At 73.1% G+C, this 22,338-nt stretch carries 13 protein-coding genes and 1 riboswitch; of the genes, 7 read left to right on the forward strand and 6 right to left on the reverse strand.

Annotated features, from left to right (window positions below):
• Nucleotides 1-401 precede the first annotated feature (401 nt).
• The gene (locus ACZ5VC_RS13490) at nucleotides 402-971 is read right to left on the reverse strand and encodes a MarR family winged helix-turn-helix transcriptional regulator (protein WP_469120231.1); all 570 of its coding nucleotides are present in this window, start codon (nucleotides 969-971) and stop codon (nucleotides 402-404) included.
• Nucleotides 972-1,130: 159 nt separating this feature from the next.
• Between ACZ5VC_RS13490 and ACZ5VC_RS13495 the strand changes: the two genes are divergently transcribed.
• On the forward strand, nucleotides 1,131-2,405 hold the full coding sequence (locus tag ACZ5VC_RS13495; protein WP_469120232.1) for an MFS transporter: 1,275 nt from the start codon (nucleotides 1,131-1,133) through the stop codon (nucleotides 2,403-2,405).
• Here ACZ5VC_RS13495 and ACZ5VC_RS13500 read toward each other — a convergent pair.
• The gene (locus ACZ5VC_RS13500) at nucleotides 2,402-4,054 is read right to left on the reverse strand and encodes an ATP-binding SpoIIE family protein phosphatase (protein WP_469120233.1); all 1,653 of its coding nucleotides are present in this window, start codon (nucleotides 4,052-4,054) and stop codon (nucleotides 2,402-2,404) included. The two genes, ACZ5VC_RS13495 and ACZ5VC_RS13500, sit on opposite strands and share 4 nt — an antisense overlap.
• 216 nt (nucleotides 4,055-4,270) lie before the next feature.
• On the reverse strand, nucleotides 4,271-5,668 hold the full coding sequence (locus ACZ5VC_RS13505) for an NAD(P)/FAD-dependent oxidoreductase (RefSeq protein ID WP_469120234.1): 1,398 nt from the start codon (nucleotides 5,666-5,668) through the stop codon (nucleotides 4,271-4,273).
• 357 nt (nucleotides 5,669-6,025) lie between these two features.
• Between ACZ5VC_RS13505 and ACZ5VC_RS13510 the strand changes: the two genes are divergently transcribed.
• A complete protein-coding gene (locus ACZ5VC_RS13510; RefSeq protein WP_469120235.1) occupies nucleotides 6,026-6,823 on the forward strand; it encodes a TetR/AcrR family transcriptional regulator in 798 nt (265 codons plus the stop codon).
• Nucleotides 6,824-7,068: 245 nt separating this feature from the next.
• A complete protein-coding gene (locus ACZ5VC_RS13515) occupies nucleotides 7,069-9,129 on the forward strand; it encodes a sigma-70 family RNA polymerase sigma factor (RefSeq protein WP_469120236.1) in 2,061 nt (686 codons plus the stop codon).
• On the opposite strand, the gene ACZ5VC_RS13520 is transcribed toward ACZ5VC_RS13515, so the two are convergent.
• Both ACZ5VC_RS13520 and ACZ5VC_RS13525 read right to left on the reverse strand, forming a co-directional pair.
• Nucleotides 9,116-12,598: an ATP-binding protein gene (locus ACZ5VC_RS13520; RefSeq protein ID WP_469120237.1), complete on the reverse strand. Its 3,483-nt coding sequence runs from the start codon at nucleotides 12,596-12,598 to the stop codon at nucleotides 9,116-9,118. The two genes, ACZ5VC_RS13515 and ACZ5VC_RS13520, sit on opposite strands and share 14 nt — an antisense overlap.
• 347 nt (nucleotides 12,599-12,945) lie before the next feature.
• Nucleotides 12,946-15,039 carry an asparagine synthase-related protein gene (locus tag ACZ5VC_RS13525; RefSeq protein WP_469120238.1) on the reverse strand — a complete coding sequence of 698 codons (2,094 nt, stop codon included), beginning with the start codon at nucleotides 15,037-15,039 and terminating at the stop codon, nucleotides 12,946-12,948.
• A 652-nt stretch (nucleotides 15,040-15,691) separates the two neighbouring features.
• Here ACZ5VC_RS13525 and ACZ5VC_RS13530 point away from each other — a divergent pair.
• The 4 genes from ACZ5VC_RS13530 to ACZ5VC_RS13545 all read left to right on the forward strand — a co-directional run bounded on the left by ACZ5VC_RS13530 (nucleotide 15,692) and on the right by ACZ5VC_RS13545 (nucleotide 20,752).
• Nucleotides 15,692-17,134 (forward strand): MFS transporter, encoded by a 1,443-nt coding sequence (locus tag ACZ5VC_RS13530; protein ID WP_469120239.1) that lies wholly within the window; start codon nucleotides 15,692-15,694, stop codon nucleotides 17,132-17,134.
• 69 nt (nucleotides 17,135-17,203) lie between these two features.
• Nucleotides 17,204-18,400, forward strand: coding sequence for an L-2-hydroxyglutarate oxidase (gene lhgO, locus ACZ5VC_RS13535; protein WP_469120240.1), 1,197 nt, complete (start codon nucleotides 17,204-17,206; stop codon nucleotides 18,398-18,400).
• 184 nt (nucleotides 18,401-18,584) lie between these two features.
• Nucleotides 18,585-19,304: a tRNA (guanosine(46)-N7)-methyltransferase TrmB gene (trmB, locus tag ACZ5VC_RS13540; RefSeq protein ID WP_469120795.1), complete on the forward strand. Its 720-nt coding sequence runs from the start codon at nucleotides 18,585-18,587 to the stop codon at nucleotides 19,302-19,304.
• Nucleotides 19,305-19,420: 116 nt separating this feature from the next.
• Nucleotides 19,421-20,752: a PrsW family intramembrane metalloprotease gene (locus tag ACZ5VC_RS13545; protein ID WP_469120241.1), complete on the forward strand. Its 1,332-nt coding sequence runs from the start codon at nucleotides 19,421-19,423 to the stop codon at nucleotides 20,750-20,752.
• Nucleotides 20,753-20,948: 196 nt separating this feature from the next.
• On the opposite strand, the gene ACZ5VC_RS13550 is transcribed toward ACZ5VC_RS13545, so the two are convergent.
• Nucleotides 20,949-22,019, reverse strand: coding sequence for a M23 family metallopeptidase (locus ACZ5VC_RS13550; RefSeq protein WP_469120242.1), 1,071 nt, complete (start codon nucleotides 22,017-22,019; stop codon nucleotides 20,949-20,951).
• 11 nt (nucleotides 22,020-22,030) lie between these two features.
• Nucleotides 22,031-22,165: riboswitch (cyclic di-AMP (ydaO/yuaA leader) on the reverse strand.
• Nucleotides 22,166-22,338: the final 173 nt, after the last annotated feature.

Consider the following 22,338-nt stretch of genomic DNA (forward strand, 5'->3'; position numbering starts at 1 on the left):
GTGTTTCCGACTCTATCAGACTCTTTCGTGTCCGATTCCCCGTCGGAGCGGGGTTTGCCTTCCAGTTCTTCGCTTTCGCGTTTCCCTTTCCGGCGGTTCCGACTCTATCAGATCCTTTCGGGCCTGATTCCCAGTCAGAGTGGGTTGTCTTTCCGGCTGTTCGGCCGTTCCGACGCTCAAACTCTAACCGATTTCCCGGGTGACTCATAATCGAGTCTTCGAAATGAATTACGGCATGCCGGAATTCATCCCTGTTGGGAGACCGTGCTGAGTTTGTTTGCCGCGTTCGCGGCGGGAGGCTGCCGCAGAACCGTTCCGGCTCCGTGACAACTCGGAGAACACTACGCACGCCCAGGGGTCGTGTCAACCCCCGCCCTCGGCAGTCCCGCGCGGGTCCCGCGTCAGTCCAGATCGATGAGCCGGCCGCCCGCGTCGGGCTGGGTGTGCTCCACGCGGCGGAGCAGGCGGATGAGCATCTCGCCCAGTACTCCCCGCTCTTCGCTCGACAGGTCCTGGAGGAGGTCCTCCTCGAAGCCGGTCGCCATGCGCATCGCCTCGAGCCACTTGGTGCGGCCCTCGTCGGTCAGCTCGACGATCACGCGTACGCGGTTGTTCTCGTCGCGGTCCCGGGTGACCAGGCCCTCGCCGGCCATGCGGTCGATGCGGTGGGTCATGGCCGCCGGCGTCAGGCCGAGGCGCTTGGCGAGTTCGCCGGGGCCCAGGCGGTACGGGGCTCCGGCGAGGACGAGGGTCTTGAGGACCTCCCACTCCGCGTTGCTGATGCCGAGGTCGGCGACCTGGCGTCCGTACGCGACGTTCATCCGGCGGTTCAGCCGGCCCAGCGCCGAGACGACCTTCTCCACCTGCGGGTCGAGGTCGCGGTACTCGCGCTGATAGGCCGCGATCTGCTCGTCGAGGCTCGGCTCCTGGAGGGAGGCCTGCGTGCCGGGCTGCGCGGGGTTGTCGGACATGGGGGGAGTATCCCACGGCGCCGTTGGCATTGAAGTCCTTCAGTGTGTACTGTTAAGGATCGAACTTTAGTGTTGAAGTCTTCAGAGTTCAGTCCTTCAGGGGCTTCAGGACCCCGTGGCGAGAAGTAGGTGAGTGTGACCAAGGTGAGGGGCGCAGCGATGCGCCGGATTCAGGCGGGGAGCGCGCTGAGCGCGTTCGGACTCGGCTTCACCGTTCCGTACCTCTATGTGTACGTCGCGCAGGTGAGGGAGCTGGGTGCGACGACGGCCGGTGCCGTCCTCGCCGTGTTCGCCATGGGCGCACTTGTCGTTCTGCCGTTCAGCGGTCGTGCCATCGACCGGCGCGGTCCTCTGCCCGTGCTGCTGGTCGCCGCGGTGCTCGCGTCGGTGGGCGCGCTGGGCATGGGGCTCGCGGACAGCGTGTCCCTGGTCGTGCCGGCGGCGGCGCTGCTCGGTGCCGGTACGGCGGTCCTGCAGCCGGCGCTCGCCACGATGATCGTCTGGTGCTCGACCAGCGCGACGCGCACCCGGGCCTTCGCCACACAGTTCTTTCTGCAGAACCTCGGTCTCGGCATCGGCGGTCTGATCGGCGGCCGGCTCGTCGACGAGAGCAGGCCGGCCAGTTTCACTCTGCTGTTCTCGATCGAGGCCGTGATGTTCCTGGTCCTGGCCGGGATCGCCGCCTCCGTACGCCTGCCGGGATCACCGGCCATCCAGGGCGGCCGCCCCGAGAACACCGAGGCGAAGGCCAAGGGCGGTCTGCGGGCGCTGCTCGGGCACAAGGCGATGGTGCGGCTCTCTGTGCTGGGGTTCGTCCTCTTCTTCGCCTGTTACGGACAGTTCGAGTCGGGGCTCGCGGCCTACGGCACCGAGGCCGCCGGGATCGAGCCGTCGGCGCTCGGTGCGGCGCTGGCCGCCAACACCGCCGTCATCGTCGCCGCGCAGTTCCTGGTGCTGCGGTTCGTGGAGCGGCGCAGGCGCACCCGCGTGATCGCGGCGGTCGGTGTCATCTGGACCGTGGCCTGGGTGATCGCCGGGTACGCGGGGCTCGGACACGGCAGCCAGGCCATGGCGACCGCCGCGTTCATCTCCACGTACGCCCTCTTCGGGCTGGGTGAGGCGATGCTGGCGCCGACGGTGGCGCCGCTGGTGGCGGACCTCGCTCCGGAGGCGATGGTCGGGCAGTACAACTCGGCGTTCGCGCTGGTCAAGCAGGTCGCGCTGGCGGTCGGGCCGGCCGTCGGCGGGCCGATGGGAGCCGCGCTGCACGGTCCGTACATCATGACCTTCGTGCTCTTCTCGCTCGGGATCACCTTCCTGGCACTGCGGCTCGGCAAGCAGCTGACGCCCGTACAGGACCAGCCGTCGTCGGCCGTCCGGCCGTCGCGCGTGGTGGCCCGCCACGAGCCGGAGAAGGCGGAGGCCCTCGCCTAGTCGGGCAGGGCGAACTCGCACCAGACCGCCTTGCCGCCTCCCGGCGTGCGGCGGCTTCCCCAGGACGAGGCGATCGTCGCGATGATCGAGATACCGCGACCCGCCTCGTCCTCCGTTTCGGCGCGGCGGCGGCGCGGGAGATGGTCGTCGCCGTCCGTCACCTCGATGATCAGTCGGCGGTCGGTGCGCCGCAGGCGCAGGCGCATCGGCGGGGTGCCGTGCTGGAGCGAGTTCGCCACCAGTTCGCTGGTGGCGAGGACCCCTAGGTCGCGCAGCTCCGTCGGGAAGCGCCAGCTGGAGAGGACGCCCGAGGCGAAGGCACGCGCCCGAGGGGCGGCTTCGACGCCGCCCAGCAGTTCCAGGGCGGCGTTGTGGAAGAGCTCCGCGTCCGGGCCCGTACGGGAGGGGTGCTGCAGGACGAGGACCGCGACGTCGTCGTCGTGCTCGGCGGTCACCCCCAGAGAGCGGATGAGCCGGTCGCAGACGACCTGTGGGGCGCCGGTGGCGCCGGAGAGGGCGCGCTCCAGCGCGGCCACGCCCTCGTCGATGTCCTCGCCGCGCCGCTCGACCAGGCCGTCGGTGTAGAGGACGGCGCTCGAGCCGGGTGGCAGGGCGATGGTGCCGGAGGTGTGGAGCCAGCCGCCGGTGCCGAGCGGCGGGCCGGTGGGGTCCTCGGCTCGGCGGACCGAGCCGTCCTCGTCTCTGACGAGGATCGGGAGGTGGCCGGCGGAGGCGTAGACGAGCCGGCCCTCGTTGGGGTCGTGGACGGCGTAGACGCAGGTGGCGATCTGGCTGGCGTCGATCTCGGCGGCGAGGCCGTCGAGGAGCTGGAGCACCTCGTGGGGCGGGAGGTCCAGGCGGGCATAGGCGCGCACCGCCGTACGCAGCTGGCCCATGACGGCGGCGGCGCGGACGCCGCGTCCCATGACGTCCCCGATGACCAGGGCCGTGCGTCCGGCGCCCAGCGTGATCACGTCGTACCAGTCGCCGCCGACGGCCGCGTCCGTGCCGCCCGGCTGATAGGTGGCCGCGACCCGCAGGTCGTCCGGCTGTTCCAACTCCTGCGGGAGGAGGGAACGCTGCAGGGTGACCGCGGTCTCGCGGTGGCGGCGCTCGCTGGCGCGCAGCCGCTCGGCCGCCTCGGCGTGGTCGGTGACGTCCGCGGCGTGGACGAGGACTCCGCCGCCGTGTGCGGGCGTGTCGACGGGCAGACAGGTGACCGTGTACGAGCCGCCGTCCTGGGTGCGGCGGGACTTGACCGTGCGCGGCTTGCCGCTGCGCAGCACCTGGTCCATCAGCGGGAGCAGGCCGAGCTCGGCGGCCTCGGGGCAGCCGTCGGCGACCGGCGCGCCGGCGGGGCGGGGTCCGAACGCGGCGGCGTAGGCGTCGTTGACGTACGCGATGCGGTGGTCGGGGCCGTAGGCGAGGGCGACCAGGCCGGGGAGGCGGCCGATCATCTCCCGGACGGAGAAGTCTTCGAGGGCGGGCACGTCCTCCGGCAGGGGCTCCAGCTGCTGGCCGTACTCACCCCGGGCGGCGGGCACGGAGCCGTCCGCCCGCTTCGCCGGGGAGACCCCATGGTCGGTCACCCGCGCCGCCGCGCGGCGCTGCGTACCGGGGAGCCGGGCGCTCCAACGCGTGAAGTTCACGGTTTTTCAGGCCTCGTTGTGTCGTTGCGGTTCGTCTTCTGGGTGTCTTCCGTTGACCGCCCCCCGGCCGGGGGTCCGGGGAGCGCCCCCGGGAAGACACAGCAAGCCTCATGGTGTCGCTGCCGTGCCGAGGCACGTGCGGTGCTGTCACTCTGTGCAGGTGTGAGCCCACCTATGGTCACACGCCCAGTGTGGCCGACCGCACTGACAACGGGGTCAGTCCGACGCAGTGCCGTCCTTGGGGTCGTCCTTGGCGGGGGCGGCCCTGGGGGGTGCGGGCGGGGGCGCGGCGGCGAGTTCGAACTCGGCACGCGGGTGTTCCAGCGAGCCGAGGGAGACGATCTCCCGCTTGAAGAGGCCCGACAGGGTCCACTCGGCCAGGACGCGGGCCTTCCGGTTGAAGGTGGGCACCCGGCTGAGGTGATAGGCGCGGTGCATGAACCAGGCAGGGTAGCCCTTGAGCTTGCGCCCGTAGACATGCGCGACGCCCTTGTGCAGGCCGAGTGAGGCGACGGAACCCACGTATTCGTGGGCGTACGGCTTGAGCGGCTGTCCTCGCAGTGACGCGGCGATGTTCTCGGCGAGGACCTTCGTCTGGCGCACGGCGTGCTGGGCGTTGGGCGCGCACTCCCTGCCCGGCTCGTCGGCGGTGACGTCCGGGACCGCGGCGGCGTCTCCCGCCGCCCAGGCGTGCGCGACGCCGTCGATGGTGAGCTGGGGCGTGCAGATGAGGCGGCCGCGTTCGTTGAGCGGCAGGTCGGTGTTGGCGAGGACGGGCGCCGGCTTGACGCCCGCCGTCCACACGACCGTACGGGTGGGAAAGCGGGAGCCGTCGCTCAGTACGGCGACGCGGTCCTCGCAGGACTCCAGCCGGGTCTCCAGGCGGACGTCGACATTGCGGGCCCGCAGCTCACGAATGGCGTAGCGGCCCATCTCCTCGCCCACCTCGGGGAGGATCCGGTTCGACGCCTCGACGAGGATCCATTTCAGGTCCTGCGCCTTGATGTTGTGGTAGTAGCGCGTGGTGTAGCGGGCCATGTCCTCCAGCTCGCCGAGGGCCTCGACGCCCGCGTAGCCGCCTCCGACGAAGACGAAGGTCAGGGCGGCGTCGCGCAGGGCCGGATCCCGGGTCGAGGAGGCGATGTCCATCTGTTCGATGACGTGGTTGCGCAGGCCGATGGCCTCCTCGACGGTCTTGAAGCCGATGGCGTAGTCGGCGAGACCGGGGATCGGGAGGGTGCGGGAGATCGAGCCCGGGGCGAGGACGAGCTCGCTGTAGCTCATCTGGACGGCTCCGGTGCCCTCTTCCTCGGTGGCGAGGGTGGTGAGGGTCGCCGTGCGCTTGGCGTGGTCGATGGATTCGACATCGCCGATGACGATCTTGCACAGGTCGAGGACGCGGCGGATCGGCACCACGACATGGCGGGGTGAGATGGACCCGGCGGCCGCCTCCGGGAGGAAGGGCTGATACGTCATGTACGGGTCTGGGGTGACCACGACGATCTCGACCGCGCCGCTTCTCAGCTCGGCCTTCAGCTTCCGTTGGAGGCGCAGCGCGGTGTACATGCCTACGTAGCCACCGCCGACAACGAGAACGCGCACAGGTTCGGTCACTGTCCCATGACGCAACGCTCTCCGGCGTTTGTCCACAGGCCCGACAGATTGTGTGACCGGCGCCGGGAGGAGGCGCGGGGTGGCGAAACACCCGGGTGCGGGGGGATCACCGCAGGTCATGGCAGGGGTAGGGGGTACCGTGAGGGGGCAGAATCGGGAGTGTTCCGGTCCTTGCTCCGATCGGGGGGCGCACCGTACGGAACTCCCCCTTCTGAATTGACCCGGACTCAACTATGTTCGTATCTCGTCGGGGTGTCGGGTCGCAGCGTGATTGGACCTGAGCGTGTCGGGTCTGGGGCCCCGACTGTCAGGGCGGGGAGTCTCCGGGGGGAGACAACATGACCGGGGGAACGTTGTATGGATATTCAGGATTCGCATTGGCAGGCCGTTGTCGCTCCGTCGGACGGCCTGGGTAACGGGCGTTCGGCTGCCATGGGGGCGCCGGGCGGTGGAATGAGTCGTCCCGCGCCGCTGCGCGTGGACGCACAGCGCAATCTCGAGCACGTCCTGCGGGCGGCTCGCGAGGTGTTCGGCGAACTCGGTTACGGGGCGCCGATGGAGGACGTGGCGCGTCGGGCGCGGGTCGGAGTCGGCACGGTCTATCGCCGCTTCCCCAGCAAGGACGTGCTGGTGCGCCGGATAGCCGAGGAGGAGACGTCCCGGCTGACCGAGCAGGCGCGTACGGCCCTGGGGCAGGAGGACGAGCCGTGGTCGGCGCTCTCCCGCTTCCTGCGGACGTCGGTCGCCTCGGGCGCCGGCCGGCTGCTGCCGCCGCAGGTGCTGCGGGTCGGTGCGGACGGCGACGAGTCGACGGCGCCGGCCGGGGCGGACGTGGTGGACGCGCAGGACGCGGCGCGGGTGCCTCAGCAGCGCGCGGGCGCGCAGTCGCCGCACGAGCTGCGGGTGGTGGCCCCTCGCGGGGTGCCGGCCGCCGAGCAGGAGGACTCGGGCGCGGCGGAGCTGCTGGAGGTCGTGGGCCGGCTCGTCGACCGTGCGCGCGCGGCCGGTGAGCTGCGCGGCGATGTGACGGTGGCCGACGTCCTGCTGGTCATAGCCACGGCGGCGCCCGCGCTGCCCGACGCCGAGCAGCAGGCGGCGGCCTCGACCCGGCTCCTCGACATCCTTCTGGAGGGTCTGCGGTCGCGGCCCGCGTAACGCGCGGTTCGCGTTACGCCGGCATCGGGACGGGCGGTGGCTGCGGTCTTCCGTCACGTCGTGCGCCCTCCCGATGCCGCGTGTCTCGGCGCATCCTCTGTTTCACGAACGGGTGACGCGCCGCGCTCACATGTACTCCCGTTCCCCGGATGGGTGGTTGACGCGGAACAGGGGTCGACGGGACACCCCTCTGTGCCACGCTTACGCGGTGTTCTGGTCCGAGCGTGCAAACGGGGGCGTGCGCCATGAGCGGTGACGGGCGGGACGAGCCGCTGGGCATGGGAGGCACCGGCGGGGTCGCACCCGGGCAGGCGTCTCACCAAGGTCATCAAGCTCACCAGGCGCACCAGGCGCACCAGGCGCACCGTCCGGCGCCGCATCATCCGCAGTCCTCGCTGCCGCAAGCCTCTGGGCAGGTGCCTGCCCAAGCCCCTGCCCAGGCGCCTCCGCAGGTGCCGAGTCAGGGTGGCCGCGCCCAATCCACCGGTGCCACGCCCGCAACCGGCGCCGGGGCCGGGGCCGGTCCCGGTGTGCCCGCACAGCGCGAAGGTGGCCGCACCGACTCCGTACTGCCGCCACCGCGGGAGCTGCCGCCGTCCGACGCCGAGCTGATCCAGCGGATGCGGGACGGCGACGACAGCGCGTACGAGGAGCTGTTCCGCCGCCACTCGGACGCCATCCGGCGCTACGCCCGTACCTGCTGCCGCGACGCGCACACCGCCGACGACCTCACCGCCGAGGTGTTCACCCGCACCCTGCAGGCCGTGCGCGGAGGCGCGGGACCCGAGCAGGCCGTGCGGGCGTATCTGCTCACGACCGTCCGACGCGTGGCCGCCACCTGGACGAAGACGGCGAAGCGCGAGCAACTGGTCGAGGACTTCGCGGTGTTCGCCTCGGCGGACGCCCGTGGTCCCGACTCCCCACGCGACGACACCCTCGACCTGGGCGCCGACGTCCGTGCCATGCACGAGGCCGAGCGGTCACTGGCCATGCAGGCCTTCCGTTCACTGCCCGAGCGGTGGCAGGCGGTCCTGTGGCACACCACCGTCGAGGAGGAGTCGCCGAGCGAGGTCGCGCCACTGTTCGGGCTGACCGCCAACGCCACGGCCGTCCTCGCCAGCCGGGCCCGCGAAGGGCTCAAGCAGGCCTACCTCCAGGCCCATGTGAGCCAGGCGCTGACCTCAGGCGGCGACTGTGCCCGCTACGCCGACCGGCTCGGCGCCTACGCACGCGGCGGTCTGCGGATGCGGGCCGAGCGCGGGCTGCGCACGCACCTGGATGAGTGCGCCAAGTGCCGGCTCGCCGCCGGTGAACTGGCGCACGTCAACGCGGGGATCCCCGCGCTGCTGCCGGTCGCCGTCGTCGGCTGGTTCGCCGCGGGGTTCTCGCTCAAGGCCGCCGGTGTCGTGGCCGGCGGCGCCGCCGGCGCCGCGGGCGCTGCGGGAGCGGGCGCGGCGGCCGCCGCCACCGGTGCGGGTACATCCTCCTCCGGGGCCGCTTCGGCCGCCGCGGCCGAGGGGCTCGGCGTACCCGCGAAGGCCGGTCTCGCCGCCGCGGCCGTCGCCGCCGCGACCGCGGGGCTCGTCTGGGCCCTGTCCGGCCATCCCCCGCCGATCGCCCGACCGGAACCTTCACCGCCGGCCGTCGCCCCCGCCGTACCGCCGAAGCCCGTCCCCTCCACGCCGAAGGCGCCGGCTGCCGAGCCGTCGCCCCCGCCCCCCGCGCCGGAACCGACACACACGCCCACACCGTCCCCGCCGCCCGCCGCGCCCAGGCCCGCGCCGCCGAAGCCGCCGCCCGCCCCCTCCGGGCCGAAGCCGAAGCCCGCCCCGCCCCGGGCGAAGCCGAAGCCTCCCCCGCCGGCGCCGGCCGCCGTCTACCAGGTCAACCGGCTGCGGTACGGGCTGGTCGGCGACGGTACCGAGCCCGAGGTGCGGCTCGGCGAGAGCAGCTGGCTGTGGCAGCGCCACGGCATGTCGATCGGCGGCGAGCGGTACGGGCACGGGGTGACCGTGCCCGCCGACTCCTCCGTCACCATCGACCTCAACAGGACCTGCACCGCGTACGACGCCCGCGTCGGGGTCGACGACATGACCAGGGGCCTCGGGGCCGTCCGCTTCTCCGTGTACGGCGACCGGGGCCGGCTGTGGCGCTCGCAGGTGATCAACGGCGGCGACCCGGCGGTCCCCGTACATGTCGGCATCACCGGGCAGCGGAAGATCCGCCTGGTCGTCGAGCCCCACAACACACCGTTCGGCGGGGTGGCGCTCGCGGACTGGGCGTCGTCGCGCATCAGCTGCGGCTGACCCCCGAGCCGTCAGGGCCCGGCGCCGCCGCCTCCAGGTAGCCGTCAAGGAGAGCGACCACCTCGGCGAGGGTGAGCACCGCTCCCGCAGCGCGCTCGGCCTCGTACCCCTGGGGGCCGAGAGCCGCCAGGGCCCGGGCCTCCAGGGCGTCGGTCTCGTACCGCTGCGGCACCGAAGGCGGAATCCCGGCCCGCCAGGTGTCGACTGCGCCCAGCACCCGTGCCGCGAGCGCCAGTTCACCGGCGAGTGCCAGCGTGGCCGCGACCCATTCGGCGATCTGCGTGACGACGAACTCCGCGCACCGGGCCCGCTGCGCCATCCGCAGTGCCTCCGTCGCTGTCCGTACGCTGTCGGGGCCCGGGGATTCCTGCGCCGCGACCCTCGCGTCCAGACCCAGAAGCGCCGCGATGAAGTGGGGTGGTGCCGAGCCCACCTCGACCGCGGGCCGGGCGGCGTCGATCATCAGCCGCGCACGGGCGAGGTCGCCGCGTTCCAGCGCGATCATCGCGCGCATGAAGCGGATGAAGAACTGGCTGTCGTGGACGTGATAGCGGTCCGCCTCCGCGGACGCCTCGTCCAGGACCTTCTCGGCGGCCTCCGAGTCCCCCGTGCGGTGAGCCAGCTCGGCGAGACGGGCGAGCAGGAAGGGCGCCTCGGCGTGGGCACCGACCTCACGTGCGAGCCCCAGAGCCTCTTCGTACGCGGCGCCCGCGTCCTCGTACCGGCCCCGCAGCATGCCCGCCTCGGCCGCCACGCCCGCCACCTGAGCGCGTATCCACCGGTCGCCGACGCGGCGGGCGAGCGTCCGCAGCTCGCGGAGATCCTCGTCGAGGCTCTCGGAGACGCTTCGGTTCCGGCCGGCGGGGCCGACTTCGGGGCCGGCGGCGGGCGCGGCCTCGGGGTGGTTGGCGGGGGCGGCTTCGGGCGAGGTTTCGGGAGCGTTCTCCGTCACGCTCGTGAGACCGCCGGGCATGTCGACCGTCATGTGCGTACGGAACATCAGGCTGACGCCCAACTCCCAGTCACCGCCGAAGCGGCGGCAGTTGTCGACCGCCGCGTCCAACATCGCGTGGATTCGGTCCGGCTCGTCCGTCAGATAGGCGGTGATCGGCCAGAGCAGCCCCGGGAATCGCGCCGCCTCCGGGCCCGGCCGGCTGAACGCCTCACGTACGCGGCGGATCTGCGCGACCGCCGTCTGGTCGTCACGGAAGTCCCCCGAGGCGTGACTCTCCACGGCGAGGAAGAACTCCAGCATCCGCAGCCGCAGCCGGGGCCAGTAGCGCGGATCGCCCTCGTCGTCCGTGTCGTCGCCCAGGGCCAGCGCGCGCTCCACCCAGGACAAGCCCTCCGGGCGGTAGTTCCGCAGCCACCAGAACCAGGCCATGCCGAAGACGAGCCGCAGCGCGGCCCGCTCGTCCCCGGCCGTGACGGCCGTGCGGTGCAGGGCGGCCCTGATGTTGTCCAGGTCCGCCTCCAGGCGGGCGATCCACGGCAGCTGGTCTCCGGAGCGCAGCCGCGGATCGGCGCACTCGACCAGGTCGGTGAAGTGGGCGGTGTGGGCGCGTTCGGCGCGGGCGAGGACGTCCGGGGTCTCGGCGGCGCGCTCGGAGGCGTACTCGTGAATCGTCTCCAGGAGGCGGTAGCGCATCTCGCCGTCGTCGGCCGGGGTGGCGATGACCAGTGACTTGTCGACGAGGGCGCCGAGTGTGCGCGCCGCGTCGGCCTCGAGGGCCTCAGCGGCCGCCAGATCCCAGCCGCCGGCGAAGACGGAGACCATGCGCAGCAGGGTCCGCTCGTCCTCGTCGAGCAGGTCCCAGGACCAGTCGACGACCGCGCGCAGGGTCTGCTGGCGGGGCAGGACGGTACGGCTGCCGCTGCCGCCGCCGTTCAGCAGGCGGAAGCGGTCGTCGAGACGATCGGCGATCTGGCGCGGGGTGAGCAGCCTCAGGCGGGCGGCGGCCAGCTCGATGGCGAGCGGGAGCCCGTCGAGGCGGCGGCAGATTTCGGCGACGGCGGCTGTGTCGGGGGCAGGGGTGTCGGGGGCGGCGAGGTGGGGGGTGCCGGGCGCGAAGTCCGGGCGTACGGTTCGGGCGCGCTCGGCGAACAACTGGTGGGCCGGGTCCGGCGGCAGCGGCTCCACCGGCCGTACCGCTTCACCCGGTACGCCCAGCGGCTCGCGGCTGGTCGCCAGGACCCGCAGCTCGGGGCAGCGCGTCAGAAGCGTCTCGGCGAGTTCCGCGACGGCGTCGATGACGTGTTCGCAGTTGTCGAGCACGAGGAGCAGGGGCCGGTCGGCGAGGTGCTCGACGAGTACGGCGGTGGGGTCGTCCTGGAGGGGCTGGCCCTCGCGGGTGATCAGGTTCGTCTCGCGCAGGCCGAGCGCGGAGAGGACGGCGCCGGGCAGGGCCGTGGAGTCCTCCAGGGGCGCGTCGAGCCGGGCGAGTTCGACGAGCCAGGCGGGCGCCCCGTCGGCCGTGGCGGCGACCTCGGCGAGTCGGGTCTTTCCGGTACCGCCCGGGCCCGTGAGGGTGACCAGGCGGAAACGGGTCAGGTCGTCCCGGATGAGCGCGAGTTCCGGCTCGCGGCCGATGAAGGAGGTCAGGCGGGGGCGGATGTTGCCGGGGACGGGGACGGGAGCGGAGGCGGGGACCGGAGCGGTGGCGGCTCTCGGCGGTGGGGACGGGGGTGTTGCCGGCGGTGTCGTCGGGGCCTGCACATGGGGCTGGACGGGCGTGGTCGCCAGCAACTGGGCGTACAGAGCCTGGAGCTCGGGCCCGGGATCGGTGCCGAGGCCGTCCGCGAGTGCCCGGCGCCCGTCCTCGTACGCGGCGAGCGCGTCGGCGCGGCGGCCCTCGGCGCGCAGCGCCCGGACGAGCTGGGCGCGGAACCCCTCGTCGAACGGGTACGCCGCCGTCAGCTCCGTCAGCTCCGGTACGAGCGTGCCGGTCGCTCCCCTCCTGAGGTCCGCCTCGACGCGGCTGCGGAGGGCGTCGAGGCGGTGGGCCTCAAGACGCTGGGCCTCCGGACGCAAGGCCGTGGAGTCGTCGGCGAGGTCCGCGAGCGCGCGGCCGCGCCAGAGGGAGAGGGCGGAACGGAGCAGCGCGGCGGCGGAGTCGGCGTCGCCGCCGTCGTGCCGGAGGAGGGCGGTGGCGTCGGCGACCTGCCGCTCGAAGACGTGGACGTCGACGTCCTCACGGGCGGCGTCGAGGCGGTAGCCGCCGGGCGCCGAGGCGATGGCGTCCTTGCCGAGGACGCGACGCAGCCGGCTGACCAGGGCCTGGAGGGCGGCGGGGGCGTCGTGCGGGGGTTCGGACCCGTAGACGTCGTCGATGAGGTCGCGGACGGGGACGGCGCGTCCGACGCGGAGCGCGAGCGCGGCGAGCAGAGCGCGGAGACGAGGGCCGCCGAGGTGGACGACCTCGCCGCCCGGGCCGCGCGCGAGGGTGACGCCGAGAATGAGATACCGCACTGGGTCATTGTGCGGGGTGCGGGAGCGTTGGGGCGGCCGGTGACTGTTCGATCGGCCCGGAGCCCCCGTGCTCACGACGTTCCCGAAGGCAGAGGTACGGGGCCGGGTACGGAGGCGAGGGCACGGGCGCGAGGGCACGGGCGCGAGGGCACGGGCGCCGGCGCCGGGACCCCCGAACTCACGAGCTCACGAGTTCACGAGTTCACGAGCTGACGAGCTGACGAGCTGACGAGCTGACGAGCTGACGAGCTGACGAGCTGACGACGAACCCGACCGCCGGGGCCACGGCCACGGGTCCGGGCACGCGCGGGGTGCCGAAGCCCCGCCCCAGTCCCCCGCCCCCGCCTTCACGACGTTCCCGAGCGTTCCAGCGCCGGGACCCCGCCCGCCACCGCCCTCTGGCGGGGCGCCGCCGAGCCCGTCCAGCAGGTACCCCGACGGGACAGCAGGCGGCGGAGCCAGAGTTCCGTGGAGACCAGGTCCGCCAGGCCGTCCAGCGGCACCGGTTCGCCGTCGGAGGCGGCCTTCAGGGCACGGCGGACCACCCGCGCCTCGATCAGGCCGGCGTCCGCGAGGAGTGGCGCGTCGAAGAGGGACAGCAGGTAGGGGAGGGACACCCGCAGGCCCGTCCGGGTCGCCGCCGCCGAGGTCGCCTGGGACGTCGCCCCCCAGCCGGGCGGCAGATCGTGGATGCCCGCGCCCGCGAGGACCGTGCGCAGGACCGCCGCCCGGGCACCCGGCTGGACGCGGAGGGATTCGGGCAGGCCGCGGCAGGCTCGTACGACCTGGTTGTCGAGGAAGGGCGCGTGCAGCCGCTGGCTGCGGATCTCCGCCGCCTGCTCCAGGACCCGGTGGTCGGCGGCGGCGCGCGCCAGGGCCGCCCGCGCCCGTGCCTCGCCGGGTCGCTGCACCGAAGTGGGCCGGGTCGCCGCCTGGTTGAGGCGAACCGATACTTCGGCGAGCGCCTCCCCGGTGAGCCAGCGCGCCGCGGGTCCCGGGCGGGACCAGGCGAGCGCGGCCAGGGACGCGCCGAGCGGGCCGGTGGGGCCGACCGCCCCGCGGTTCGCCTCGAGGAGGAGGTCGGCCGCGGCCTCCAGGCCGGTGCGGTACGGCGTACGGGCGAGCCGGCGGGCCGCCCGGTAGACGGTGAGCGGGACGAAGAAGGACTGGGCGGACGTCCCCGAGGCCTTGGCCAGCGCGGCGACGGGCTTCAGGAGGTGCCGGCGCCGGCGGTCCATGAGCAGGTCGGCGAGGCGCGCGGGGTGCGCGTCGAGGACCTGACGTGCGCCGATGCCGGTGAAGTGGTCGGCGCTGCCCGCGGCGAGGCGGCGCCGGTGGCGTTCGGCGGTGACGAGGGACGGGCCGGGCTCGTCGGTGAGGGGCCCGTCCAGTTCGGCGTACGGCAGGGCCTCCTCGGACGCGGCGACGACGACGTGGTGCAGCCGGGGGTTCGCGGCGAGGGCGCGGGCGCGTTCCAGTTCGTCCTCGCGGCCGGGGACGGTGAGGTCGTTGAAGGTGACGGCGAGGAGCCGCTCCCCGGCGCCGGTGCCGTGGCCGAGGACGGTTCCGGGCACTCCGGGCAGCCCGGCGGCGAGCAGCGCGAGGGTGCCCGACGCGCTGCCTCCGGACAGGTCGGCGCCGATGCCGGGGGCGGGCGCGCCCCGCGCCGCGCGGCGTTCGGCGGGTCCCATGCCGGGGACGGGTCCCGGGTCCTGCGGGACGGTCTCGGGCGCGTGGCGGGGCGCGGTGAGCCGTGCCCGTACGGCTTCGACCAGGGCTTCCCGTACGCCGTCGACGGCTCGGGCCGGGTCGAGTTGGGGCGCGGCGACGGCGAGCGAGGCGACCGGTTCGTAGCCGGTGATCTCGCGGGATCCCTCGCGGAGGATCAGGGCGTGCCCGGGCGGGACACGCTTGACGCCGGCATAGGGAGTGGAGTCGCGCAGGGCCTCGGGTGTTTCGGGGCAGGCGAGGAGCGCGGCGAGGTGGCCGATGTCCAGCTGGGCCTCGATGAGGTCGGCCAGCGGCAGGGCGGCGGTGGCGTAGGCGGTGCCGTTGGCCCAGGGGGTGTGGAAGACGGGCCGGGCCCCGGCCAGGTCACCGGCGACGGTGATGCGGCGGCCGGTCTGGACGACGGCGGTGTAGCTGCCGGCCCAGGAGGTGAGGTGGCGCAGGGCGCCGCCGCGCGCGGCGAGGAGTCCGGCTCTCAACTGGGCGTCGCTCGCGGCGCAGCAGCCGAGGACGGCGAGGCGGGTGATGGGGTCGACGGTGACGACGCGTACTTCGTCGGGGCGCCAGTCGCCGACCGCCCACAGCGGATCGGGGTCACCCCACAGGAGCTGTGCGCCGACGGGGTGGACGGTCCGGGACTCGGAGGCGCCGCCGACCGCTCCGGCCGTACCGAAGCGCGCGGCGATACTGCTCCATCCCACCAGCCACCGCATGCCGCCTCCACAGGCTGTGGACAACCTCGCCACGTTCAGTGGAGAACATGCTGCCACGACAACGGCGCACAGGAGTGGCTCAGGGTAGCGCCCGCAAAAAGGGAACACGCCCCTGGCATTGGCCATTTGGTGACGGTCGCCGGGCGCCCGGAGGCCCGGCACGGGGGGCATCATTCGGCCAATCTCGGCGCAGAGCGGAACCCGACACCGGGCCGACAGCAGTCCGGGAGGCGCTGTTCGCCTCCCGGACCGGTCCGCCGCCCGCGGGGAATTGAAGGCGGCGGTGTCCCCCAGCCCACTGGTTCTACGCGCAGCGGGCCGACCCACGCAGGACTCATGGAAGCGCTCCCCCGGGTGGCCGGGCGAGAGCGCACGGCCGGGCGCACGGCCACACGGCGGGAGCACGGCCACCGGACGCCATCCACCCGAACGCACAACAATCTCGCCATACGGAACACCGCCTCTTAACGGTCGGGATGCGGCGAACTACGCTGTGTGTCAATGCTGTTCTCCGCAGGGAGCGCATATTCCGACGGGCTCGGCCATATGCTCTTGCGGCCGGGCCAGGGGGGTGCCTTCCGGGAGAACACGGCACGAAAGCCGCGCCCCATTCCTGGTGTGCGGCGGCTGTCTGTGTGTCGAGGGGTGGCGCATGTCCAGGGAGCAACGCGGGCCGAACGACAAGCTCGGCACGGTTCTCGCCCTCGCGGGAATCAGCAACGCCGGCTTGGCCCGGCGGGTCAACGACCTCGGCGCGCAGCGGGGTCTGACCCTTCGTTACGACAAGACGTCGGTGGCCCGGTGGGTGTCGAAGGGCATGGTGCCGCAGGGCGCCGCCCCGCATCTGATCGCCGCGGCGATCGGCCAGAAGCTCGGCCGTCCGGTGCCGCTGCACGAGATCGGACTGGCGGACGCCGACCCCGCGCCGGAGGTGGGGCTCGCCTTCCCGCGCGACGTGGGGGAGGCGGTCCGCTCGGCGACCGAGCTGTACCGGCTGGATCTGGCCGGGCGGCGGGCCGGCGGCGGCGGGATCTGGCAGTCGCTGGCGGGATCCTTCGCGGTGAGCGCGTACGCCACGCCCGCCTCCCGGTGGCTGATAACCCCCGCCGACTCCTCGGTCGAGCGTTTGGCCGAGGGCTCGGCGGGAAGCGGGGTGGCGGCGGCGGACGAGGCACCCGCGCGCGTGGGTCACAGCGATGTGGCCAAGCTGCGGGAGGCGGCGGAGGACGCCCGGCGCTGGGACTCCAAGTACGGCGGTGGGGACTGGCGTTCGTCGATGGTGCCCGAGTGCTTACGGGTTGACGCGGCGCCGCTGCTGCTCGGTTCGTACGCGGACGAGGTCGGCCGGGCGCTGTTCGGGGCGACCGCCGAGCTGACCCGGCTGGCCGGCTGGATGGCCTTCGACACGGGCCAGCAGGAGGCGGCGCAGCGGTACTACATCCAGGCCCTGCGGTTGGCCCGCGCGGCCGCCGACGTCCCGCTGGGCGGCTATGTCCTGGCCTCCATGTCGCTCCAGGCGACCTACCGGGGCTTCGCCGACGAGGGCGTCGACCTGGCCCAGGCCGCACTGGAGCGCAACCGCGGGCTGGCCACCGCCCGCACCATGTCCTTCTTCCGTCTCGTGGAGGCCCGCGCGCACGCCAAGGCGAACGACGCGGTGGCCGCCGGGGCGGCCCTCAAGGCGGCCGAGGGGTGGCTGGAGCGCGCGCGGGAGGGCGACGCCGACCCCTCCTGGCTGGGCTTCTACTCGTACGACCGCTTCGCGGCCGACGCCGCCGAGTGCTACCGGGACCTGAAGGCACCACGCCAGGTCCGCCGTTTCACGGAGCAGGCACTGTCGCGTCCGACGGAGGAGTTCGTCCGCTCGCACGGCCTGCGCCTGGTGGTGAGCGCGGTCGCCGAGCTCGAGTCGGGCAATCTCGACGCGGCATGCGCGGCGGGCACGCGCGCGGTGGAGGTGGCCGGGCGGATCTCCTCGGCGCGTACGACGGAGTACGTACGGGATCTGCTGCACCGGCTGGAGCCGTACGGCGACGAGCCCCGGGTGGTCGAGCTGCGGGAGCGGGCACGGCCGCTGCTGATGACACCGGCGTGACCCTCGTCCCACCTGGTTTAAGGCCATTGTCAGTGGGCCAGTGCACTATCGGGGTGGGAGGTGGCTCAGGTGTCCGCAGACGGCTTCGACTGTGATGTGCTGGTGATCGGCGGTGGGATCGTCGGTCTGTCGACGGCGTACGCGCTCACCCGCGCCGCGCCCGGGACGCGCGTCACCGTCCTGGAGAAGGAGCCCGGCCCCGCCCGGCACCAGACCGGGCGGAACAGCGGAGTGATCCACAGCGGCATCTACTACCGGCCCGGCTCGCTGAAGGCCCGATTCGCCGTGCGCGGCGCGGCCGAGATGATCAAATTCTGCGCGGAGTACGGCATCGCGCACGAGGTCACGGGCAAGCTGATCGTCGCCACCGGCCGGGATGAGCTGCCCCGGCTCCACGCCCTGGTCCAGCGCGGCCGGGAGAACGGCATTCCGGTGCGCGAGCTGGGTCCCGCGCAGATCACGGAGTACGAACCGCGGGTGCGGGGCCTCGCCGCGATCCACGTCGGCACGACCGGCGTGTGCGACTACGCGGCGGTGGCGGCGCAGCTGGCCGAGTCCTCCGGGGCGGACATCCGGTACGGCGCGGCGGTGACCGCCGTCGACCGGCGCGCCTGGGGCGTGGCGGTGCGCACGGCGTCCGGGCGGATCGTGCGCGGCCGGGTCCTGGTGAACTGCGCCGGGCTCCAGTGCGACCGGGTGGCCCGCCTCGCGGGCGACGACCCCGGGATGCGGATCGTCCCCTTCCGGGGCGAGTACTACGAGCTGAACCGCCCCTCACTGGTCCGCGGACTCGTCTATCCCGTGCCGGACCCCGCCTTCCCCTTCCTCGGCGTGCATCTGACGCGAGGCATCGACGGCGGCGTCCACGTCGGACCGAACGCGGTGCCGGCCCTCGCCCGCGAGGGGTACGGCTGGTCCGTGATCCGGCCCCTGGAGGTCGCCGAGACCGTGTCCTGGCCCGGATCCTGGCAGATAGCCCGACGCCACTGGCGCTACGGCGCCGGCGAGCTGCGCCGCTCCCTGTCGAAGCGGGCCTTCACGGACGCGGTCCGCCGGCTGCTGCCCTCGGTCGAGGAGTCCGACCTGCGTCCGGCGCCCGCGGGCGTGCGGGCCCAGGCGGTCCTGCGGGACGGCACCCTGGCGGACGACTTCCTCATCCGCGAGGCACCGAGGACGGTGCACGTACTGAACGCCCCCTCCCCCGCCGCGACGGCGTCTCTCCCGATCGGACGCGAGGTGGCACGGCGCGCGCTGGACCTGCTGTAGCCGGGGCCGACGCCCGATCGGACGCGAGGTGGCACGGCGGGCGCTGGACCCGCTGTAGCCGGGCGCCTCGGCCGCTCCTGAGCGCCCCTGCTCCGGCCCGCCGTAGAATCGGGGCATTGTGTCTGAGTCCCAGGAATCCGCAGCCCTCTCCCCCGCCCCGGTCCCCGCGCGTCGCGGCAGCCGCATGTTCGCCGACGGCAGCGGGCCCCAGCCCGACCCCGCCGGGTCGCACCACGAGCGGCGGATCCGCAGCTTCCAGCCCCGCCGCAGCCGGGTCACCGCCGGGCAGGCGGAGGCGCTGCTCAAGCTGTGGCCGACCTGGGGTCTGGACATCGACGGCAGGAGCGTCCTGGATCTGGACGCGATGTTCGAAGGGCTTCCGGTCGTCCTGGAGATCGGCTTCGGCATGGGCGAGGCCACCGCGCAGATGGCCGCCGACGACCCCGGCGCCGGCATCCTCGCGGTCGACGTCCATACGCCCGGCCAGGGGAACCTGCTCGGCCTCGCCGACCGCAACGGCCTGTCCAACATCCGCGTCGCGAACGGCGACGCGATCATCCTGCTCCGCGAGATGCTCACGGCGGACTGTCTCGACGGCGTCCGGGTGTACTTCCCCGACCCCTGGCCGAAGAAGCGGCACCACAAGCGCCGGCTGATCCAGCCCGAGTTCCTGAGCCTGCTCGCGACCCGGATGAAGCCGGGCGCCGTGCTCCACTGCGCCACGGACTGGGAGGAGTACGCCGAGCAGATGCTCGAGGTGCTCACCGCGCATCCGGACTTCGAGAACACCGCGCCCGACGGCGGTTACGCGCCGCGCCCCGCCTTCCGGCCGCTCACGCGTTTCGAGGGGCAGGGCCTCGACAAGGGCCACGTCGTGCACGACCTCCTGTTCCGGCGGAAGTAGCCGCAGGCGGCAGGACGGCCGGAGAGCACGGAACGGCCGGGGGCGGCCGGACAGCGGGAGGCGGCCGCACGCGGAAGTCCGTCGCGAGTGTCAGTGGCCCTCGCTAGGGTCATCGGGTGTCTCCTTCGCACGCAGCACGGCATTCGCATCCGCGCCCAGCGGTCCCGGCCTTCGAGGCCGAGCCGTCGTTCGCGGCCGTGCCGGAGCGCGCCCAGTGGCGTTACGCGCCGCGCCGCGCCTTCTGGCGCAGCAGGATGGTGCGGCTCGTCGCGGTGTTCACCGTTCTCGCGCTGTGCGGGCTGGTGATCCTGGGGATCGTGCGGGAGCAGACCGGCACGGAGGGCTTTCTCGTGGGTCTGGGTCTGGCCACCCTCCCCGTCCCCCTCCTCATGGCGGCGTTCCGCTGGCTGGACCGCGTCGAGCCGGGCCCCTGGCGGAATCTGCTGTTCGCCTTCGCCTGGGGAGCGTGCGCCGCCGCGCTCGTCGCGATCCTCGCGAACTCCTTCGCGACCCGCTGGATCGCCACCGCGACCGCCGACCCGTCCTCCGCGGACACCCTCGGCGCCACCGTCATCGCCCCGGTGGTGGAGGAGAGCGCCAAGGCCGCCGCCATCATGTTGATCTTCCTGTTCCGGAGACGGGACTTCACCGGCCTGGTCGACGGCGTCGTCGTCGGCGGCTTCACGGCGACCGGCTTCGCCTTCACCGAGAACATCCTCTATCTCGGCAACGCCTTCGGCGACGACCAGGAGTTCGGCACGAGCGGTCTCGCTTCCGTCACCGCGGCGACCTTCTTCGTACGGATCGTGATGTCGCCGTTCGCGCATCCCCTGTTCACCGTGCTGACGGGCATCGGGTTCGGTGTCGCGGCGCTCCTCGCCCGCCGTCGGCGCGTCCTGCGGACCGTGCTGCCCCTGCTCGGACTCGCCCTGGCGATGGGCATGCACGCGCTGTGGAACGGATCGTCGTCGCTGTTCGGCCCGTGGGGCTTCTACGCCGTCTACGGCGCGTTCATGGTCCCGGCCTTCGGGCTGCTGACCTGGCTGGCGATATGGACCCGGCAGCGGGAGCTGCGCACGATATCCGGATCGCTGCCCGCGTACGCGGCGGCGGGCTGGCTCTCACCCGCCGAGCCCCTCGCGCTCTCCTCCATGCGGGCGCGCGGCATGGCCAGGGACTTCGCGGCGCGTACGTACGGCCCGGCGGCGGCCCGCGCGGTCGCCGAGTACGAGGCGTTCGCGACGAGCCTGGCGTTTCTGCGGCACCGGGCCCACCGGGGCGCGGCCGGCCCGGACTTCATGGCGCGCGAGCAGGAGCTGCTGCACCACCTGTGGCAGCGCAAGGGGATAGCGGCGCCGTCGCTGACGTACGCGGCGCGGGCCACGGGCCGGGTGTGGACACCGCCGCCGTACCGGGACTACGGCTCCTACAACCCGTACCGCTCCTGACCCTGCGGAGAAACCGGCAGCCATGGCGTCGGGGGGGTGTCGCCAGGCTGCCGGCGTGCGAGGGCGCGACGGTGCGAGCACCGGCAACCGTCAGATGCTCACGGGAGTGGGACCGCCCCGGCCGGGCGGTGCGCTCGGCCGGGCGGTTCGCGGTGAGGCGCGTCAGAGCGCGCGGACGGGCTTGCGGGCGCGGCCGTCAGACGCTGAGGCCCTTGTCCCGCAGCCAGGCGGCGGGGTCGATGCCGTCGCCACCCGGGGTGTGGACCTCCAGGTGCAGGTGCGGGCCCGTCACATTGCCCGTCGCGCCCACCCGCCCGATGGTCTCCCCGGTCCCGACCGTCTGCCCTGCCCCGACCGTCATCGACGACAGGTGGCAGAACCACACCTCCGTACCGTCCTCCAGCTCGAGGACGATCCGATAGCCGTACGAGCCGGACCAGCCCGCCGACTTGACGGTGCCGCCGTGCACGGCCTTGACCGGCGTGCCCGTCGGGGCCGCGAAGTCGAGACCCGTGTGATAGCCCGAGGACCACATCGAACCGGACTGACCGAAGGTGGAGGTGATCGTGTATGAGGAGGTCGGAAGCGAGTAGCTCGCGGCCAGCTTGGCCAGCCGCTCCGCCTCGGCCTTGGCCGCGGCTTCCGCGTCCGCCTTCTTCTTCGCCTCGGCCGCGGCCTTCTGCGCGGCCGTCTGCTGCGCCTTCGCCTCGGCGGCGGCCTGCTCGGCGGCGGACTTCTCCGAGGCCGCCTTCGCCTCCGCGTCGGCGGACGCCTTCTGCTGCTCGGCCTGCTGGAGGATCCGGGCGCGCAGGGCCTCGCCCGCGTCGGCGCCGCTGCGCTGCCCGGGGCCGGCGTCGGTGGCCAGGGAGGCGGTGGTCAGGGGAGCGGGGTTGTTCTGCCCGTCGGTGGTCTCGCCGCCGTCCGCGTCCCCCATCAGGGAGCCGATGCCCGGCAGGGAGGAGGCGTCCGGCACATGGTCCGTGATCGCGTCCGGCAGGTCGGGCAGCGATATGGAGACCGGCGGCTTGTCCTGCGCGGTGGCCATGCCGGCCCCGCCGACGGCCGCGATGACCCCGACGCCGAGGACGGTGGAGCTGCGGGCGAAGTTGGAGCGCTGCTTGGCAACGCGGTGCCGGCCACGCACGGGGCGGACGGAGTCCTCGGTGGGATTCCATTCCTCCCACACCGTGTCGGTGCCCGCGCCCGCGGCACCCGAGGCACCGAACGAGTCGAAGGGGGCTTCGGGGGCAGGGGTGTTGGACGCCACGGAGGCGTACTCCTTTCCTTCCTTCTCGCCTACCGGGTTAGCTGACGGGTTCGGAGCAGGAAGGTCTCCTACGGGCCCAATTCGACCCGATTCACCCCAAGGTGGTGGTTCCCCGGTTCCCTTGCGGAATTCGGCGCGTGCGCACGGTGCCGCCTCTTGCGACGGTTGTGACGACCGCACTGCGTTATCGAACGTTAATAGACGGGGGTGCGGATTCCAAGCTGTTCCCCTTGATCATTCCCCACCCTCACCAGGACTTATGAGCGACAACCAGGCGCAAACGGGCGAGTTGGGAGCCCACCCGCGAGCCGCCGGAAAC

The organism is Streptomyces sp. NPDC033174 (genome assembly GCF_055577795.1).